This is a genomic window from Bifidobacterium [indicum] DSM 20214 = LMG 11587 (assembly GCF_000706765.1).
GTDB lineage: Bacteria > Actinomycetota > Actinomycetes > Actinomycetales > Bifidobacteriaceae > Bombiscardovia > Bombiscardovia coryneformis.
The window spans coordinates 199,449-220,146 of sequence record NZ_CP006018.1 but is presented as its reverse complement, the minus strand read 5'-3'; the positions used below and the strand labels follow the sequence as shown (position 1 = coordinate 220,146).

Annotated in this window: 11 protein-coding genes; 6 read left to right on the top strand and 5 right to left on the bottom strand. The window is 64.9% G+C overall.

The features are described 5' to 3' along the window. Positions 1–71: 71 nt before the first annotated feature. Together BINDI_RS00745 and BINDI_RS00740 are read left to right on the top strand one after the other, a co-directional pair. Complete coding sequence (locus BINDI_RS00745) at positions 72–5,417, top strand: RCC1 domain-containing protein (protein ID WP_081830730.1); 5,346 nt, start codon at positions 72–74, stop codon at positions 5,415–5,417. Between the two features lie 371 nt (positions 5,418–5,788). Next, positions 5,789–11,050 (top strand): RCC1 domain-containing protein, encoded by a 5,262-nt coding sequence (locus tag BINDI_RS00740; RefSeq protein ID WP_041031328.1) that lies wholly within the window; start codon positions 5,789–5,791, stop codon positions 11,048–11,050. Between the two features lie 126 nt (positions 11,051–11,176). On the opposite strand, the gene BINDI_RS00735 is transcribed toward BINDI_RS00740, so the two are convergent. Continuing rightward, the gene (locus BINDI_RS00735; protein ID WP_033491709.1) at positions 11,177–11,896 is read right to left on the bottom strand and encodes a FadR/GntR family transcriptional regulator; all 720 of its coding nucleotides are present in this window, start codon (positions 11,894–11,896) and stop codon (positions 11,177–11,179) included. Positions 11,897–12,057: 161 nt separating this feature from the next. Here BINDI_RS00735 and BINDI_RS00730 point away from each other — a divergent pair, with 161 nt between their 5' ends. Genes BINDI_RS00730 through gnd form a run of 3 tightly spaced genes read left to right on the top strand, consistent with a single transcriptional unit; the run spans position 12,058 to position 15,138 of the window. After that, positions 12,058–13,524 carry a GntP family permease gene (locus tag BINDI_RS00730; RefSeq protein WP_237742952.1) on the top strand — a complete coding sequence of 489 codons (1,467 nt, stop codon included), beginning with the start codon at positions 12,058–12,060 and terminating at the stop codon, positions 13,522–13,524. Positions 13,525–13,560: 36 nt separating this feature from the next. Further along, positions 13,561–14,235 carry a gluconokinase gene (locus tag BINDI_RS00725; protein ID WP_081830729.1) on the top strand — a complete coding sequence of 225 codons (675 nt, stop codon included), beginning with the start codon at positions 13,561–13,563 and terminating at the stop codon, positions 14,233–14,235. A 24-nt stretch (positions 14,236–14,259) separates the two neighbouring features. After that, on the top strand, positions 14,260–15,138 hold the full coding sequence (gene gnd, locus BINDI_RS00720) for a phosphogluconate dehydrogenase (NAD(+)-dependent, decarboxylating) (RefSeq protein WP_033491712.1): 879 nt from the start codon (positions 14,260–14,262) through the stop codon (positions 15,136–15,138). Between the two features lie 6 nt (positions 15,139–15,144). Here the strand turns inward: gnd and BINDI_RS00715 are convergent, their stop codons facing one another. The 4 genes from BINDI_RS00715 to BINDI_RS00700 all read right to left on the bottom strand — a co-directional run bounded on the left by BINDI_RS00715 (position 15,145) and on the right by BINDI_RS00700 (position 19,327). Next, the gene (locus tag BINDI_RS00715) at positions 15,145–16,071 is read right to left on the bottom strand and encodes a family 43 glycosylhydrolase (protein ID WP_052109104.1); all 927 of its coding nucleotides are present in this window, start codon (positions 16,069–16,071) and stop codon (positions 15,145–15,147) included. 102 nt (positions 16,072–16,173) lie between these two features. Beyond that, on the bottom strand, positions 16,174–17,052 hold the full coding sequence (locus tag BINDI_RS00710; protein ID WP_045920986.1) for a carbohydrate ABC transporter permease: 879 nt from the start codon (positions 17,050–17,052) through the stop codon (positions 16,174–16,176). Continuing rightward, the gene (locus tag BINDI_RS00705) at positions 17,049–18,026 is read right to left on the bottom strand and encodes a carbohydrate ABC transporter permease (RefSeq protein WP_237742951.1); all 978 of its coding nucleotides are present in this window, start codon (positions 18,024–18,026) and stop codon (positions 17,049–17,051) included. Before BINDI_RS00705 ends, BINDI_RS00710 begins: the two co-directional genes overlap by 4 nt. 47 nt (positions 18,027–18,073) lie before the next feature. Beyond that, on the bottom strand, positions 18,074–19,327 hold the full coding sequence (locus BINDI_RS00700; RefSeq protein ID WP_033491714.1) for an ABC transporter substrate-binding protein: 1,254 nt from the start codon (positions 19,325–19,327) through the stop codon (positions 18,074–18,076). Between the two features lie 217 nt (positions 19,328–19,544). Between BINDI_RS00700 and BINDI_RS00695 the strand changes: the two genes are divergently transcribed. Beyond that, on the top strand, positions 19,545–20,579 hold the full coding sequence (locus BINDI_RS00695; protein ID WP_033491715.1) for a LacI family DNA-binding transcriptional regulator: 1,035 nt from the start codon (positions 19,545–19,547) through the stop codon (positions 20,577–20,579). Positions 20,580–20,698 lie beyond the last annotated feature (119 nt).

Genomic DNA, 20,698 nt, shown 5'->3' with positions numbered 1-20,698 from the left:
TTCGCCACGGGGGAGGCGAATCTGTCACCGTTGATCGGACGAGGGTGTGAGTTGATGAGGAATCAACGCGTATGCGTATGTGGAACGTGTTCCAGAGCCGTCGTCGTTTGGCTCGCCCGGTGGTTGCCGTCGTGTCGGTGATGGCGGTCTTGGGTGCCGGCCTGGTGTCCATTGCGCAGGCGGTCGATTCCCCGGTGTCCGCTGGGGCGGCACCCGGGGTCCTGGCCCCTGCCGACAGCGGCCAGGCTCGCCCCGTCCCGGTGGATGGTCCGGATCGGGTCCCTTCCCCGTCGTCCGACGCCTCGTCGTCCTCTTCTTCCGATGCCTCGTCGTCTTCGTCCGGTGGCTCCCTGTCTTCCGGCGTGTCCTCGTCGGGTGGCCCCACTGTTTCGGGTGTGTCCTCTTTGTCGGCTGCCGGCCGGTCCCGTGTGGTGTTGCCTTCGGGTCCGGCAGGGTTGGCGACGTCGAGCCCCTTGTCGTCCCACGCCGCGGACGCCCCTTCCGTGCAGACGGCGGTGGGTGTGCGCGCGGGTGTGGTGCATACGGTGTCGTTCTCGTCGGAGGCGGACAGCACGGGCGTGCCGGGGGCGCAGTCGGTGCCGGACGGGGGCACGGCGTCCTGGCCGCGTGAGGATCCGTCCCGGCCGGGGTGGACGTTCAACGGGTGGTTCCTGGACGACGCCGCGTACGACTTCTCCGCGCCCGTGACCGGCGACGTGACGCTGACCGCCCGGTGGGGCCGCCGGTCCGTGACCCCCGACCGGGGCCCCTGGCAGGGCGGCACCGACGTCAGGATCTCCGACGCGGCCGACGGGGTGAGGTTCACCCAGGTCGCCGCCGGGGCCGGGTTCTCCGTCGCGCTCGGCAGCGACGGCAACGCCTACACCTGGGGCGACAACACCACCGGCCAGCTTGGCGCCGGCGAGGGCGCGCCCTCCCACCGCGCCGCCCCCGCCATGGCCGCCATGCCCGACAGGGTCGGGTTCACCGCCATCGCTGCCGGCGACTCCCACGCCATCGCCCTCGACCGCGACGGCAGGGCATGGACCTGGGGCGACGACACCGACGGCTCCCTCGGCCGCGGCACCACCGGAGGCCAGGCCTCCAGGCCCGGACCCGCCGCCACGCCCGCGGGTGTAAGGTTCACCGCCGTCAGCGCCGCCCCCCACCACTCCATGGCCCTCGACACCGACGGCGGGGTATGGACCTGGGGCCGCAACAGCCTCGGCCGCACCGGCAACGGCGCCACCCCCGCCAGGGTCCCCATGCCCACAGGCACCGCCTTCACCGCCGTCAGCTCCTCCGCCGGCTCCGCCATGGCCCTCGACACCGACGGCAGGATCTGGTCCTGGGCCGACACCGACACCGGCGCCGTCGGCCACGACGGCCCCCGGGACACCCCCGCCCCCGTCGACACCACCCAACGCTTCACCGCCGTCAGCAGCGGCGACGACCACGCCATCGCCATCGCCCGCGACGGCACCGTCTGGACCTGGGGCCGCAACAGCCACGGCCAGCTCGGCCGCACCCCCGACAGCGCCAACCCCGCCGACCGGCCCGGACAGGCTCCCGGACCCACCGAAGCCACCCGCGTCAACGCCGGCACTGGTGTCAGCACCGCCATCACCCCCGACACCGCATGGGCATGGGGCCTCAACGACCACGGCCAGCTCGGCGGCAGCACCGACGACGTCACCACGCCCGCACCCATCCCCGCACCCGACAGGGCAGCACCCGGCTTCCACTACACCGCCGCCGCACCCGCCACCACCGGCACCGGCACCCCGGCCCACACCCTCCTCCTCGGTAACGACGGCCACACCTACGCCACCGGCAACAACACCACCGGCCAGCTCGGCGACAACACTCAAAACCCCACCACACGGCCCACCACCACCTGGCAGCCCACCCACTGGCAACCCACTGACATCCTCTTCGGCCAGTCACACAACCTTGCCACACCCCACCGCGAACCCGACGGATGGCACACCACCTCGCCCAGACACCCCATCGGCACCGTCACCCTCACCATCACACACACCGACCACGGCACACCCCAACCCGACGACACCAGCTGCCGGTTCACCTACACCGGCGACACCGCCACCATCACCTACCACACCGACCACGGCACACCCCCACCACCCCAGACCATCCCCAAAGGCGACACCGCCCCACGACCCGACGACCCACCCACCCACGACGGATGGACCTTCAACGGCTGGTTCCAAGGAGACACTCCATACGACTTCTCCCAACCCGTCACCCACGACCTCACCCTCACCGCCAAATGGGCACAATGGACCACCACACCCACACAAGGACCATGGCAAGGCGGCACCGAAGTGCACCTTAGCCGAAGCACCTCCGAGGTACGATACGCCCAAATAACTGCAGGCAGGAACTGCTCTCTGGCCGTCGGCAGCGACGGCAACGTATACGGATGGGGTTACAACCACTACTCGCAAGTAGCCGAATATGAAAAAAACGACCTGCCTGCCCCGATACCGGTCTTCACGCCCGAGGGTGCGAAAATCATTCAGGTATCCGCCGGTTTTTATCACGTCATGGCTCTCGACAGCGAAGGCAGAATCTGGACTTGGGGATTCGACTCGGACGGACAGCTGGGCCGCACTCCCACCGCGGCAACCCCTGCAAGACGACCAGGCCTGGTCGCCGCACCCAAGGACGTAGGTTTCATCGCCGTCAGCGCCGGGCGGACACACTCTGCAGCCTTGGACCAGGATGGCAACATCTGGACCTGGGGAAATAACACCTACAAACAGCTGGGGCGCGACACCAGCGGTACCAACGATGCAACACCTGAGAAAATAAGGCCATCGAGGGGAACCGCATTCACTATGGTCAGTGCCGGCCTCACGCACTCCATAGGCCTATCTGCCGACGGAACCGCATGGTCCTGGGGTGGCGGCATCGACAACAGCCACATCCGCACCGAAACCGTACTCGGTCACGCCGGCGGCACCGATCTTGCCCCGGTAGATACCGACCTACGATTCACAGCCGTCAGCGCCGGCTACTACCACTCCCTGGCAATCGCTCAGGACGGCACCGTCCAGTCTTGGGGAAACTGGTCGACCAGGCAGCTGGGCCGATCCCCAACCACCACCGCACCCGCCAACCGGCCCGGACGGGTCCCCGGCCTCACCGGAGCAACCGGCATCAGCGCCGGCCGCAGGTACTCTATCGCCATCACCGGCACCGACGTTTGGGGATGGGGCCTCAACGCCCAGGGCCAGCTGGGCACCGGTACCAACAACGGATCCAGCAGCGGTGTCGACACCCCCGAACGCATACCGGCACCAGAGGGGACACCCGCGGGGTTCGTGTATACCAACGCCGTCGCCAGCATGTCGGGCGAGCACACACTGACCATCGGTTCCAACGGCGAAGCATATGCGTTCGGAAGTAACGCCAGCGGGCAGCTCGGAGACAACACCATCAATGAAGCGACTGTTGGCCTGGCAGGGGCAAATAAACCGACGATGGTCTGGCATCCAGTGGGCGCCTCAATCACGAGTGTTCTGTTCGGCACCAAACCGAATATTGGCAAAGTGCAGCGCACAGCGGGCGGGTGGCTTACCGTCTCGCCCCGGCACAGGCCTGAGACCGTCTCCCTGACCGTCAAGTCCTCCACCGGCATTCGCTCAGCCCCAGTCAGAACCGAGGACACTGGTCTGACGTTCACTTTCACGGGCAACATCGTTACTCTGAGCTTCGTGTCCGATCACGGCGCCCCCACACCCGCGCAGCAGGTTGCCGCGGGAGAGCCCACCCAGCGCCCCGCGGACCCGTCCGAGGAGGGGTGGACCTTCGACGGGTGGTTCGACGGGGACGTGGCCTACGATTTCGCCGCGCCCCTGGAGCACGACCTGACCGTGACCGGACGCTGGCACCGCACCGGCCGATGGGTCCTGAGCCCGGACCACGGCAGTGAACACGGTGGTGACACGCTTACCCTGACCGCACCCGCAGCACCCGGCCTCCGTCTGGCATCCGTGGATACGGGCGGATCGTCCTCCCTGGGCGTCGGTTCGGACGGCAACCTGTACGCATGGGGAGACAACACCGACGGCCAACTCGGAGACGGCACCACAAGCCAGCACACCACTCCCACCCTGATTCCCCGCCCAGACGGCACCGACACCGGGTTCTTCTGGGTGCAGGCCGCGGCCGGACGCACCCACAGCGCCGCCGTCGGATCCGACGGCAACCTGTACGCATGGGGAGACAACACCTGCGGGCAACTCGGAGACGGCACCAACACCCAACGCACCACACCCGTCAAGGTCATCCTCCCTGGCGGGAAGGGGCTCACCTGGATTCGGGTCGCAGCCGGTGACGGATACACCTTGGCGATCGGGTCAGACGACAACCTGTATATCTGGGGCAGTCTGCCCGGTGGACTCGGTGACATCAACGGCACCACCGCCAGCACCCGACCCGTCATGGTCGCCCTGCCTCAAGGCGTGCCACCCACGTTCCGCTTCGAGAAAATCGCTGCCGGTGACAGGCATGCCACGGCGATCGGGTCGGATGAGAACCTGTATACCTGGGGATCGAACACACATGGGCAGCTCGGCCACGCCGACACCGGAGTACCTGCCGCCGCAGCCACACCCACCGTGGCCGCCTGGGACGACCCGCAGCAGCCCGTAGGCTATGTTCAGGCCAGCGCCGCAGGCGACCACACTATGGCCATCGACCTGCAGGGACGTCTCTGGGTCTGGGGCACCCTCGCCGACGGCACCGATACCGCAACCCCCGCACGTATCCAGCCCGCAGGCACGACCGATACATACCGGTTCACCCACACGTCCACCGGGCGCGCCCACTACACCGCCACCGGAGAAGACCACCGCACCTGGACCTGGGGCGACAACACCAATGGACAGCTCGGGCACGCCACCAGCACCCCAAAGCGGCCCACGGTCATACCCGGTCTGAACACCACCGTCACCGCCAGCATGGCCGACACCACCATCGCCATCGACACTAGCGGCAACACCCAGGCATGGGGAAACAACTCCAACGGACAGGGCGGACACGGGGACACCGGCGAAACCCCCACGCCATGCACCTCCGCCATTCCCCCTCACCCAACACCCACCGACCTGACCATCGACTCCACCACGCTCCCCCTGCGCCGGACAGGACCGAACACCTGGGAGGCGACCACCACGGCCCACGACCCCGGGGCTGTGCCCGTGCGCGTCAGATGGACCCTCGCCGGACAGGCCCAGCCCGATGACACCTCCAACACGTACACCTATCTGCACATCTTCACCCTGCCCAATGCCGGAGGCACAGGCATCGTCCTCCTGATCATCGCAGGCACCCTTATCCTTGCCGCCGCCACAGCCAACCGGCAGCGGCGCATCCCCAAACACCATTAACACTTCACATGAGTAAGAGGCCACACCAAAAGGGGTCCCAACCCCCTGGCCACCGGAGGCGGTCCGCCCCCACACCCCAACAACGGACCGCCTCCACCCCCCTCCACATCAAACCGACCCACGCCTCGCAGCTGAGCGTGTATACCATTGGCCGGGCCGGCCCGCGTCGCGAGCGCCCACGTTCGCTTGTTTTGACTTGCCTGGTTGCGTCCGTGCATGGTCCATGTTGCGCGTGGGGACTAGGGGATGGTAGGGTCAAGTAAGTTTACTTTTGAAGGGGTGATCCTCGGTCCGGGCTGTTCCGGTTTCGTCATGGGGGCGATTCGGCGGCTGTCATCCGGGCGGGGATATGAGTTGGTGAGGTTTGTCGTATGCACACTTGGAACACGTTCCATGGTCGTCGTTTCGCGCGCCCTGCCGTCGCGGTCCTGGCGGCCCTGTCCATCATGGGCGGCGGCCTGGCCGCGGGCGCTCAGGCCGCCGACACCCTCCAGACGACCGCCGCCCCCTACTCCCAAATCAACGGGGGGGGGGGTCAACCCGCAGCCGCGGATGACGGCCTGACCGCACCCACAGGAACCACCACACCGGCCGCGACACCGTCACCCACCACGACACCGCAGTCCCCGGCAGCAGCGACGCAGCCAACGACAACCTCCGCGACACCCACCACCCTGGCCACACCAAACCCACTCACCACCAGACAGGCCACCACACCAGCACCCGACGGCGCGCAGGCCCCCGGGCCGCAGGCCAGGACCGGCAGCCACACGGTCACCTTCACCTCCCAGCCAGACACCCAGGGCATGCCGGCCAGCCAGACCATCACCGACGGCAAGACCGCCACATGGCCCCACGACGACCCCACCAGGCCAGGATGGACCTTCAACGGATGGTTCCAAGGCGACCTCGCCTACGACTTCACCAGGCCCGTCACCACCGACCTGACCCTCACCGCCAAATGGGGCAAATGGGCCACCAGCCCAGACAAAGGACCCTGGCACGGCGGCACCAACGTCAAAATCGACACCCCCGGCAGCCAGGTACGCTTCAGCCATATATCCGCAGGCGGTGGATTCTCCATTGCCTTGGGCAGCGACGGCAACGCATACGGATGGGGATTCAACTATTCCGGACAGCTGGGGACAGGCGACCGGAGCCTGTACTGTGATGCACCACGGATGGCCGCCATGCCGGATGGCGTGAAGTTCACCCAGGTGTCCGCCGGATATAACTACGCCATGGCCCTGGACCGGGACGGCAGAATCTGGACCTGGGGGTTCGACTTCGGCGGCAATCTCGGCCGCCCCGGCCGCATATTTCAAGTCTCTCCCGGTCTGGCCGAGGTGCCGGAGGGGGTGACGTTCACCGCCGTCTCCGCAGGCAATAACAGTTCCATGGCCCTCGACAGCAATGGACAGGCATGGACCTGGGGATACTTCGACGAAAAGACGCCCCACAAGGTTGACCAGGACGAGGGGACCGTCTTCACCGCCATCAGAGCAGGAAGCAATCCCAGCAAAAACGCATATACGGCCCTCGACACGGACGGCAGAATCTGGACCTGGCAGTGGACCGAATTCAAACCTGTCCCCGTCGAGACCGATGTCAGGTTCAAGGCCTACAGCATCGACTACGACAACGACCATTTCATCGCCATCGCGCGGGACGGGACCGTCTGGACCTGGAACGTCGAGAACAACGGAAACGAGTCCGGACAGCTGGGACGCATCCCCGACAGCGCCAACCCCGCCGACAAGCCCGGCCGGGTCCCCGGCCTGACCGGAGCCACCCAAGTCGACACCAGCAACAGTAAAGCAATCGCAGACACCGGCGTCTCCCTCGCCATCACCGACACAGGCGTATGGGCGTGGGGATCGAACGATTTCGGCCAGCTCGGAACCGGAACAGGCAAGATCACGGACACCCCAGCCCGGGTGGTAACCCCCGCCGGGGCCCCCACGGGCTTCCGCTACACCAGCATCGCAGCCGGTGCCGAGAATTACACCGTGCTCCTCGGCTCGGACGGCGAAACATACACGTACGGACAGAACCACTTCCGCCAGCTCGGCAACGGCACCTCCACCGACAGCGACCCTGCCAACCCGCAGCCCGCCAGGACCTGGCGTCCTGTCGACCGGGATCTCACGAAGGTGCTGTTCGGTGAGGCCCGCAACATCGGCGGCCCATACCGCGCGTTCGACGGGTGGCACGCCACCTCCCCCAGGCACAGCCTCGGCACCGTCACCCTCACCATCCAGTCCGCCGTCACCAACCGCGCACCCCAGCCCGACGAGACCAGCCGGCGGTTCACCTACACCGGCGACACCGCCACCGTCACCTTCAAAACGGAACACGGCTCACCCACGCCCCCGCAGCAGGTCATCGTCGGCGACACCGTCCGACGGCCCGACGACCCCGCCACGGACGACGGGTGGACCTTCAACGGCTGGTTCCAGGGCGACAAGCCCTACGACTTCTCCAAGCCCGTAAGCGGGGACACGATTCTGACCGCGCGCTGGGGCCGGTGGAAGGCTGACCCGGCCCAGGGGCCCTGGCGGGGCGGCACCGACGTCCGCATCGACACCCCCACCGTACAGGTCAGACTCGCCCAGATGTCCGCCGGACAGTCCCACTCGCTTGCCGTCGGCAGCGACGGCAACCTGTACGCATGGGGCAACAACCAGAACGGCCAGCTCGGCAACGGCACCACCACAAACCAGACCACCGCCACCAAAGCCACCACACCCACAGGCACAGGATTCATCCAGACGGCCGCCGGAGGCAGCCACTCCATGGCCCTGGACCGGGACGGCAGAATCTGGACCTGGGGCAGCAACGAAAAAGGACAACTCGGCCGCACCCCAGACGACAACAACCCCGCCGACAGGCCCGGCAAGGCCGCCACCCCCGCCGGCATGACGTTCATCGCCGTCAGCGCCGGAACCGACCACAGCACGGCCCTGGACCGGGACGGCAACATCTGGACCTGGGGAGACAACCAATACAGTCAGCTGGGCTTCAGCACAGGCACCGAAACAACAACCACAACGCCCACGGGCGTAGGCGTGCCCGAGGCGGCCTTCGCCTCCGTCAGCGCCGGCGCCAGGCACTCCATCGGCCTGGACACGAACGGGACCGCCTGGACCTGGGGCGGCCGCGACACCACCAGCAACACAAACGACGACGACCTGACCGGCCACACCGACTTCACTCCATCGCCTGTCGATACCGGCCTGCGGCTCACGGCCGTCAGCGCCGGAGCAGACCACAGCGTGGGCGTCGCCCGGAACGGGACCGTCTACACGTGGGGACACAACGAGAACGGACAGCTCGGCCGCACCCCCACCGGCGCCGAGCCCGCGGGCAGGCCGGGCCCGGTCCCCGGCCCGTCCGGAGCCACCGGCGTCAGCGCCGGACGCACCCACTCCGTCGTCCTCACCGGATCGGGGGCCTGGGCGTGGGGCGGCAACCAGTACGGCCAGCTGGGCACCACCACCGGCAACGGCACCAGCGACGGCGTGACACCTGCCCGCGTGCCCAACCCCAGGGGAACACCCTCGGGGTTCGCATACACGAGCCTCAGCACGTCACCCGTCGGCTCCCATACCCTGGCCGTCGGCTCCGACGGAGACACGTACGCGTCCGGCGCCAACGGCACCGGCCAGCTCGGCACCGGCACCAGCGATGCAGACGCGGCCCACCCGGACCCGGCCATGGTGTCGCGCCCTGCCGGCTCCCCCGTCACCGGGGTCCTGTTCGGCGCCAAGCCGAGCGCGGGAGAGGTGCGGCGCCGGACGGACGGGTGGCACGCGGCCTCCCCCAGGCACCGGCCCGAGACCGTGCCCCTGACCATCCGGTCCGGCACCGGGCAGGCACGCGACGAGGACACCAGCCTGCAATTCATGTACACGGGCGACATGGCCACCCTCACCTTCACCACCCAACACGGACGCACCCCCGACACGCAGCAGGTCCCCACAGGCGAACCCACCAGACGGCCCGAAGACCCGTCCGAAAACGGGTGGACCTTCGACGGATGGTTCAACGGGGACATCGCCTACGACTTCACCGCCCCCCTGGAGCACGACCTGACCGTGACCGCACGCTGGCACCGGACCGGACGGTGGGTCCTGAGCCCGGACCACGGCAGCGAATACGGCGACGACACCGTCACCCTCACCGCACCCGCCGCGCCCGACATCCGCCTCGCCTCCATAGACACCGGCGGCACCACCAGCCTCGGCATCGGATCCGACGGACAACTCTACGCATGGGGAGACAACACCAACGGACAACTCGGCGACGGCACCACCACCCGACGCACCACCCCGGTCCGGGTCGCCAAACCCGACGGCACCGGTGACGGATTCACCTGGACGCAGGCCGCGGCCGGCCGCACCCACAGCGCCGCGGTTGGAAGCGACGGGAACCTGTACGCATGGGGAGACAACACCCAGGGCCAGCTCGGCGACGGCACCACCAGCCGGCACGCCAGGCCCGTCAAGGTCTCCCGTCCCGCCGGCACCGACAGCACGTTCACCTGGATACGGGCCGCGGCGGGCGACGGCTACACCATGGCCCTCGGCTCCGACGACAACCTCTACGCGTGGGGCAGCCTGCCCGGAGGGCTCGGCGACACGGCACACACCACCGGCAGCTCCCGGCCCGTCAGGGTCGCCCTGCCCCAGGACGCTCCCCCCGCGTTCCGGTACGAGCAGATCGCGGCGGGCGACACGCACGCCGCGGCAATCGGATCCGACGGGCAGCTCTACACGTGGGGATCGAACACCCACGGCCAGCTCGGACACGACGACACCGGAACACCCGCAGCCGCAGCAGCCACCGCCGGCACGGCCGACCCACAGCAGCCCGCGGGCTACGTCCAGGCCAGCGCCGGAGGCGACCACACGCTCGCCATCGACCGGCAGGGACGACTCTGGGCCTGGGGCAGGCTCGCCGACGGCACCGACACCACCACACCCACACGCATCCAGCCCGCGGGCACGGCCGAAACGTACCGGTTCACCCACACCTCCACCGGACGCAACCACAGCGCCGCCACCGGACAGGACCACCGCACCTGGACCTGGGGAGACAACACCCAAGGCCAGCTCGGCCACACCACCGACACCCCCGGCACACCCACCGTCATAACCGGCCTGAACACCACCCTCACCGCCACAGGCGGCGACACCACCATCGCCATCGACACCAACGGCAGCACCCAGGCCTGGGGAGACAACACCAACGGACAGACAGGCCACGGCGACACCAACCCCACACCCGCACCACGCAAGGCCTCCATCCCCCCGCAACCCACACCCACCGGCCTCGCCATCGACAACGACACCCTCCCCCTCAGGCAGACCGGCGCGGGCACCTGGCAGGCCACCACCACCGCCCACGACCCCGGAACCGCGCCCGCACGCGTCCGGTGGACCCTCGCCGGGCAACCCCAGCCCGACGACACCAGCAACACCTACACCTACCGGCACACCGGCAGCCTGCCCAACGCCGGAGGCGCAGGCATCATCCTCCTCATCACCGCCGGCATGCTCGGCATCGCAACATCCGACGCCAACCGACAACGACGCGTACCACCCACAACCACCAATACTTCACACGAGTAAGAGGCCACATAAGGGGTCCCCAACCCCTGGCCACCCGGAGGCGGCCCACCCAACATCCCAATATCGGGCCGCCTCCACCCAACACCATAAACCGGCACTACAACAATCCGGCTGTTTCTGAACCGTTCAGTCCCGGCTCCCTGACGAGCGCGAGCGCAGACGCCGCGTCATGGCCCGATCCGATTCATCGACGATTCGTGTCATGGCCTGGCGGGCAGCCTCACCGTCACCCTGGCGTATCAAGGCCGCCACGTCGCCATGAAGTCTCAGAGCCTGTTCATTGGCCTCATGGGGCATGAGTTCGTGCCGGGTGCGACCGGCCAGTACGGATGCAACCACGTCGCCCAGAGCGGCGAACATGGCGTTCCCTGAAGCCTCCAGGAGTGCCCGACGGAAACGCTCGTCGGCCTGCAGATAATCCGCCTGGTCGGCATGGTTGGCGTGGGCCACCATGTCGATGGCGGCCTGGGTCAGGGCCGCCCACTGCCCGGGCCTGGCCCTGGTGGCGGCCAGGCGTGCGGCCATGGGTTCCACGCTGGCCCTTAATTCCGAGAGCTCATGGAGGACCCGGTCCCTGTCGGGGCCACGCAGCCGCCACTCAATCACCCTGGGGTCATAGATGTTCCAGGCGGTCATCGGGTTCACGGTGGCCCCAGCCTTCCGCCTCACGGTCACCATTCCCATGGATTCCAATACCCGTGTCACCTCGCGGGTTACCGTACGCGATGGCACTTCATGATCCAGGGGCGGGACCGACAGACGCTCCCCCTCGCTGATTTCCCCTGTGACGATGCCCATACCCCATTGTTCCAGGAGCCTATCGTGCAGCGAAGGTTCTGTACTCATAAATCCCACTCTAGCAATGCACAAGGGCGGGAATTGTCTGTAACCTCACTGCCCACACGGCAGGGGAACCCCAATCGGAAGGTCATCCCGTGTACACTTGTATACGTATAAGACATACGTAATATCACACTGCCGATATTATGCCATGCAAAATAGGAGCCATGGGCGTACGTCCTGACTTCGTTCCTATCCTCAGAGAAGAGGCAGCCATGTATACAGCACTGCTCGCGGCAGGAGAGGCCGTACAGCTCAACAGCACCCGACTGGGCATCAGTCTTGTTCTCAGCCTGGTGGTGCTCATATTCCTGGTCACCGTCGTTAAACTCCACCCCTTCGTGTCCCTACTGGCAGCCGGCATGGTGGTCGGCATCGGGTCGGGTTACGGACCAGTGGCCACACTGACCAGCTTCACCGGTGAATTCGGCTCCACCATGGGGTCGGTCGGCATTCTGATTGGTCTCGGAGCCATGATTGGCAAGGTTCTGATGGACACCGGGGCCACCGATCAGGTGGTCAACACCCTGGTATCCAAATCGTCACCGGCCACCATTCCATGGATCATGGCCCTGATAGGAGCCCTGATAGGCCTGCCCATGTTCTTTGAGGTGGGGCTGGTCATTCTGGTTCCGGTCATCATCCTGGTAGCGCGCAAGACCGAGCTCCCCCTGATGAGGGTGGCCATTCCCACCCTGGCAGGCCTCTCCATCATGCATGCCTGCGTACCGCCACATCCCGGCCCCCTCGCCGCCCTGAGCCAGTTCAAGGAAACCGGCAACGTGGGCCTTACCATGATGTTCGGCATACCCGTAGCCCTGATCACCCTGGTCATTGTGGGCCCTCTCTTCTCCAAGGTGGCGGCTCGCTGGGTTCCCATCGAGGCCCCGGCGGACTTCGTGTCCAAAAGCGATGAAGCCGCCAAGGAGGAGGCCAGGCTCCCCTCCTTCGGACTCTCAGTCTTCTGCATCATCCTCCCGGCGATCCTCATGCTCCTCACCTCCGTTTTCGAGATAACCTCACCCGACTTCCGTACCCGGACCGACGGGTTCGCCCAGACCATCAACTTCATCGGCAACCCGGTCATGGCCCTGGCCATAGCCCTGATTGTCTCCATGCTGCTCCTCAAGGCCGCCTCCGGCATCTCCTGGAAGACGGTCAACGACTCCCTGGGCGCCTCACTCCCTGCCGTGGCGGGCATCCTCCTGATCGTCGGCGCAGGTGGAGGTTTCAAAGGCGTCCTGGTCTCCACCGGCATCGGCAAGATCATCGGCACCTTCGTCGAGACCTCCAACGTCTCCATCTTCCTGCTGGGCTGGCTCATCGCCGTCTTCGTCCGCGTAGCCACCGGTTCGGCCACGGTCTCCATCCTGACCACGGCCGGCATTCTCAGCAACGCCATGACCATGATGCATGCCACCCCCATGGCCACCACACTGCTGGTCATCGCCATCGGGGCTGGGTCCATCTTCCTCTCCCACCTCAACGATGCCGGCTTCTGGCTGATCAAGGAGTACTTCGGCATGAGCGTGGGCGACACCCTGAAGACCTGGTCCGTACTGGAGTGCCTCCTCTCGGTGGTGGTGCTGATTCTGGTCATGATCGCCAGCATCTTCGTCCCCATCGCAGGCTGAGCCCCAACACGGCGCACTCATTCAGAAAGGAAACGCATGGTAGACACACTGTCAACGAACGCCAAGGGGTTCGATGAACACTCCATTCCCTCGGCGGTGGAGAATACGGTTCCCGCGGATTACCTCAAGGACCACACGCCAATCCTGGTCATCATGGGCGTCTCCGGCTGCGGCAAGACCACGATGAACACCCACTTGAGCGAAAAGCTGGGCTGGGACATGGCCGAGGCCGATGACTTCCACCCCCAGGCCAACATCGACAAGATGGCCCACGGAATTCCCCTGAATGATGAGGATCGCTGGCCCTGGCTCGACAAGATTCACGACTGGATTCAGGACCACATGGACAGGAAGGTACCCGGCACCGTTACCTGCTCGGCCCTGAAGCGGGCCTACCGGGACAGGATTCGAATGCCCGGGGTGGTGTTCATCCACCTGAGCGGTGACTACGACTCCATCATGGAACGGCTCTCGCACCGCCAGGGGCACTTCATGAAGCCCCGGATGCTCAAGTCGCAGTTCGAGACCCTGGAACCTCTGGGCAAGGACGAGATTCACATGACCATCGACGTGGGCCTGCGCATGGCCCCCGAAATCGAGGCCGAGGAGGTCATCGACACCCTGGGATTGCAGTGCGACGTCAAGACCCACACCACGCAGGTCAAGGCCGAGCGGGCCCGTCAGGCCGCCAGAAAAACCGAACAAGACTGAACGAAGCAGGAAGGAACCAACATCATGAAGATTGGAATGATAGGCCTGGGCCGCATGGGCAAGAACATGGCCGACCGCCTGCGCACAGGTGGTCACCAGGTCGTCGGATACGACATATCACCCGAGTCGGGCAGGGACGTGGACAGCCTCCAAGCCCTGGTCGACTCCCTGGAGGCACCCCGGGCCATCTGGGTCATGGTGCCCGCAGGCAAACCCATCGAGTCCACCCTTGACCAGCTGGGCGACCTGCTGGACCGCGGCGACCTGGTCATCGACGGGGGCAACACCCGCTTCACCCAGGACCAGGCACATGCCAAGGCCCTGGGAGCGAAGGGCATCGGCCTGGTCGACGTGGGCACCTCCAATGGCATCTGGGGCAGGGAGAACGGCTACGCCCTGATGGTCGGTGGATCGGACGAGGATGTTGCCCGGATTCAGCCCATACTCGACACCCTGAAGCCCGAGGGCGAGTTCGGCCTGGTTCACGCAGGAGGCACCGGCGCCGGACACTACGCCAAGATGGTCCATAACGGCATCGAGTACGGAATGATGCAGTCTCTGGCCGAGGGCTATGCCGTCCTGGAGGCCTCCGATCTGATTCAGGAACCAGACGAGGTCGTCCAGTCCTGGCGAAAGGGGTCGGTCATCCAATCCTGGCTCCTGGACCTCCTGGCCAAGTCCCTCCAGGAGGACCCCCACCTGGCACACATCGCCGGTAAGGCCGAGGAGACCGGTGAGACCAAGTGGATGATTGGCGATGCCCTGGAGCTGGGCGTCCCCACCCCGGCCATCACCTCGGCCCTGTACGCCCGCCAGTCCTCGCAGATTCAGGACCCCATGACCATGAAGGCGGTCTCGGCCCTGCGCAACGCCTTTGGCGGTCACCCCATCGTCAAGGAGTGACCTCCCCTAACGTTGCGTCGATGGTGCCGGGCACCAATACGACCCAACCTGCGGATGGATCTGCTTCATGCCCCCCTCGTCGTCGAAGGCCAGCGGGGCACAGACGATCTCGCGATGGCAGCCGTCACCGTGCCCATCCATGGCGAACCGATGGTAGGCGATGATCCACTGGTCCGTGCCGGGCACCTGCAGGATGCAATGATGACCGGTACCCAGGATTCCCTTGCCCTCCTCCTTCTCGACCAGCACCTGCGGCTGCCCCCATGGTCCGTCCAGGGAGTGGGAGACCGCATACCGGACCCTGTATTCAGGATCCCTGGTGTCGTTTTCGGACCAGGAGGCGTAGTACCTTCCCCCGTGCCTGCTGATGGTTATGGCCTCGCGGAAGTTGTCGGGAACCCAGGTTTTCAAGGTTGCATCCACTATGGCCGTACCGTCGTCGCTCAGGGCCGCCATGTAGACCCTGCCGTTCCCCCACAGTAGGTAGGTGGTACCGTCCTCGTCCACGAATATCGAGGGATCGATTGTCTGGCAGTCGTATGCATCCGCACGGATCAGGGGGGTCGCGGCCGGTGTGAAGGGACCGGTGGGGGTCGGGGAGGTCGCCAGACCTATCTGCCCGTCCGCCACGAAGTAGAGCACGAACCCGTTCGCGGTCTCCAGCATGCACGGCGCCCAGGCGCCCTGTTTGCCCTCCCACCAGGGAACGTCGTGCAGGTCAAGAATCCTGTGCTCCTGCCAGGTGCAAAGGTCAGTGGATTCGTAGACGCTCATCACCGTGGACGACCAGCCGGGCAGACCGTCCTGGGTGCAGTACATATACCACCGTCCGTCCACCATCTTGAGATCGGGATCGGCACAGTACCCATGAAGGGGGTTGGTGGGAACCTGAATCCTCTGCCCCTCCGACTCTCCCCTACATCCCTTATCCATACAATCGACTCCAGTTCTCTTGTCAAGGGCGTTGCGAGGCCGCACCCGGCGGTCGCGCAACGCCGTATTCCTTCAAAGCCGGCAAGGCCCGACGCGTATCGGTCATCCCTTCACGGCACCGGCAACCAGGCCGGAGACGATCCACTTCTGGCAGAAGATGAAGAAGACGAAGACCGGTATGAGCGCCAGAACCGTGATGGTCATGAAGCTCGGCCAATCCGTGGTGAACTGACCGACCGCGTTGTAGACCTGGAGCACGATGGTCCGCAGGTCCGAACTGCTGATGAAGACGTTGGCCGTCATGAAGTCATTCCATGTGGTCATGGTCTGGAAGACGATCACCGTGGTCAGGATGGGCCTGATCAGGGGCAAAACGATGTTCCAGAATATCCTCAAGGGCCCTGCCCCATCGATGCGGGCGGCCTCTATCACCTCGAAGGGGAGGGACTGCATGTACCCGACGATGAGGAAGTAGCAGAACACCGCACCGCCCAGGTACATGACAATCAGGCCCAGCAGGGTATTGACCAGACCGACCGCCGACTCCATTCGATACAGGGGAATCAGCGTCGACTGGGCCGGGATGACGAAGGCGATCATCAGAACGACCCCGACGGTCGAGGTGAACAGGGACTTGCGCAGAATCATGCCATAGGCGGCCAGGGCTCCGATCAGCACCTGGAAGAGCACCCCGAAGAAGGTGACGATCAGGGTGTTGACCAGGCTGCGCACAATGGGCACGGTCGCAAAGGCATGGCTGTAGTTCTTCAGGGTCCACTCCTTCGGCAGACCCAGTGGATTGGTGGCCATGTCCGGCACGGTCTTAAAGGTATTGATCAGGATGTACCAGAGGGGCACGGCGCAGATGAGCGCTATGACCAGCACCACGATGCTTCTGACGATGGAACGACGCCGCTCGCGCTGCTCCAGGGTCGGGCCGTTCCCCGCACCCGATACCACTTGCTGACTGCTGGCACTCATTGGAACCTCCTGGAAATCAGACCGGCCACACCCATCTGGGTGAAGACCACCAGGGCCGTCGCCAGGGTGAAGAGGACGGCCAGGGCCGAACCCAACCCGTACTGGGACTGCCCTATGCCCTGCTGGATAATCGACTGGGTCACCGTATAGGTCGAGTAACCGGGCCCTCCCTTGGTCATCGTGTATGGCAGGTCGTACACCTTCAGCCCTCCCGACATGAGTAGGAAGCTGGATGTGACGATGCCAGGAATCAGCTGGGGCAGGGTGATGTGGATGAACTGCTGCCGCCTGGTGGCACCGTCCACGGTGGCCTGCTCGTAAAGGTCACCGGGAATGGACTGCAGGAAGGCCAGGTAAAGGGTGGCGTGCCATCCGATCTGGGCCCAGACCGCTATGAAGATCACACAGCACCGGGCCAGAATCGAGTTGGAGAGCCAGGGCAGCGGGCCGAGCCCGAAGGCACCCAGGACCGTATTGACCACGCCCGACTTCATGGGCGAGAAGATGTACTTCCAGACCATGCCCATGATGGCCAGCGAGGGCACGCTGAAGAAGAAGAACAGGGAGCGCGCGAAGTTCCTCCCCCAGAACTTCCTGTTCAGGGTCACCGCCAGGGGTATGGCGAAGACGGTGACCAGTATGGTCTGGGCGAGCGCGTACACGATGGTGAACACAAGACCCTGCATGGTTGAGGGGTCCGTGAACACGCTACGGTAGTTGCTCCATCCCACATAGTGCATGTCCATGCTGTACCCGTTGAAGTCCGTCACCGAGTAGATGGCGGTCTGCACCAACGGCACCGCGAAAAGGATGACGAAGACGGCCAGAATCGGCAGGAGGAACCAGAACGAGGTCAGATCCTCCCTCAGCCCCCGAAGGCGCTTGCGGCGGGCGTATTCTCGCTCCCCCGATTCATCTGCCTTCGACCTATCGGCCACGGTAGGCACCCCTTGCACTCCACTGTCAACAGCCATATGTCACCCCTTCCGACCAGTCAGGTCCGACGTTCCCTGTCTGACCCTCATTTCACCGAAGCCATCTTGTCGTCGATGGCCTTGGCCCACTGGTCCACGGATACAGCGCCCTGCACCAGTTGCTGTGTCTCCGACTGCCGGACCGTGGTCAGCACATCGGGCTTGGCGTAGAAGTTCATGACCAGGAAGTAATGGCCCGTCCTGACGTTCTCCTCGTAGACGGTCTTGTATTCATCCTTGACCTTGGATTTGAATCCATCGACGGTGATGGCGTCACCGTTCTCCGTGCTCTTCTGGAGTGCCCACTCGCCATCCATGAAGGTCAGGAACTTCTGGGCCGCCTTGAGCTTGTCACCCTTGAGCTTGGAGTAGATGGCGTAGGCGGGCGAGGGGGATCCCTGGGCGTAGTTGACCTGCCCCTTGCTGAGCACGGGCATGGGGGCCATGCCCCATTCGAGGGAGGACTCGGAGAAGGAGGGAAGATCCCACGGACCGGTGCAGATCATCGCCACCTGCCCGTTGATGAACTGGGTCTTCATGTCATCCCCGCTGATGCCCACCGTGTCTCTGGTGACCAGGTCCTCGTCGTAGAGCCGCATCCAGGCCTTGACGGCCTCTTTCTGATCGGTGCCCGGGGTCTGGGGGCGCTTGTCCACCAGGGTGGTGACATCGACCTTGTCCTGCTCGAACTGCGAGCCCAGGAAGGCATCGGGGATTCGGCTGGGGCCATCGGCCACGGTCTCCAGGAATGGGGTCACACCGGCTTTCTTGAGCTTCGCGCAGAGTTTGAGGAAGTCGTCCCAGTTGTCCGGAACGCCCTTGGCACCGACCTTGGCCAGGAGGTCCTTGTTGTAGATGATGCCCGAGGCCCAGGAGGAGACGGACATGCCGTAGACCTTCCCGTCACGGCTGACGAAGTCCTTGTTGGCCTGCGAGATGTTCTTCATGAAGGGTTCATCGGTCAGGTCACGCACGTACTGGTTTGTGATCAGGTCCGCCTTGTTCTCGGAGGTGATGATGAACACATCGGGGGCCTGGTTGCCCACCAGCCTGGTCTGTAGGGTCTGGATGTACTCGGGGGTCGGCGGCGAATAGCTGAAGTCGACCTCGATGTCGGGATTCTCCTTCTCGAACTCGTCCAGATAGGGCTTCATGGTCTGCTCGTTGTTCCATGAAAGGAAGGTCAGCTTGGTCTTGTCGGCATTGGTGCCATTTCCCCCGCCACAGGCCCCCATGGCCACGACCATGGCTCCGGCCATGGCCGCAACCGCCGCCTTCTTCAGTGTTTTGTTCAGCTTCATGACTCCTCCTTGTAATCAATCCTCTGAATTCCTTGCGGTATTCGACATCGAAACCGACTCAGTTGACACGATTCAATTCAACCGTATTCAGATATAGCACCCTATTTGAATCGTGTCAAACCGAGCGATGTACTACCATCGAGTTGTGACCTGACACGATTCACTTTTCTTCACGGCCACAGAATCCATGGGCAGGAAGATTGGAGCGAGGCACGATATGGTGACAATGAGCGACGTGGCCAAGGAGGCCGATGTTTCACGGGCCACCGCCTCGTATGCCCTCAGGGGGGATACCCGCATCGCCGAAAAAACCAGGACGAAGGTCTTGGCAGCTGCGAAGAGGCTCAACTACTCCGCCAACCTTTCGGCCAGGAGCCTCAGGTCCGGGCGGAACGGGGTCATAGGGGTGGCGATCTTCGAATTGGACAAACCCTACCCCTCCCAGATGAGCGCGGCAATCTCCAGGGAGATCAACGCCCACGGCATGCAGGCCATCATCCAGCAGACCATGAACTCCCGAGAGGACGAGGTCTCGATTCTGCGGCGGGTCACCAGCCAGCTCTGCGACGGGACCATTTTCAGCCCGGGCAATGTCTCCAACGAGGAGATGAAGGCCCTCACCCACGGCAAGCCGATCGTCCTGCTTGATGACCCCTCGGTCCGGCCGGTCTTCGACAGCGTCATGACCGCAAGTCGGGAGGGGGCCAGAACGGCCGTTGCCCATCTGCTCGCCCAAGGGTGCCACCGCATCGGGGTTGTCGGATCCGACCTGGCCATCCTCGACGAACCTTCCATGAAGAACTCCGTCGCAGCCAGGAGATTGAGCGGATGCCTGGAGGCCCTTGAAGAGGGCAAGAGAACCCTGTCTCCGGACTCCTTCATAGGGCTCGAACCCTGGGATGAGGATTCCGCCCGGTCCCTGGCCCACTCCCTGGCCGCCCAGGGGGACTTCCCCTTCGACGGGGTGTTCTGCATCACGGATTCCATGGCCCTGGGCATGATTCGCGGGTTGCATGAGTGCGGAATCTCCGTCCCCAGGGACGTGGCCGTCATCGGCTTCGACGGCATCAACGAGAGCGCCTCGTACATCCCCTCACTGACGACCATCAGCACCGATCGCGAAGATCTGGCCCACAAGGCCGTCTCCATCCTGCTGGATGATCTCAACCAACCCGACGGGCGCACAAAGCCCAGGCGGCAGACAGCCAGGTTCAGACTGGACGTGCGGGAATCCACCATGCTTGGCCGATAGGCCGCAGGAGGGCGGACGACCCTGCACATATGACCTTGCCCCGGTCTCCAGAAGAGGACCGGGGCAAGACACGACCGCATTATCACGTAAACCGTGACGACACCCTACGGCCAGGGCCG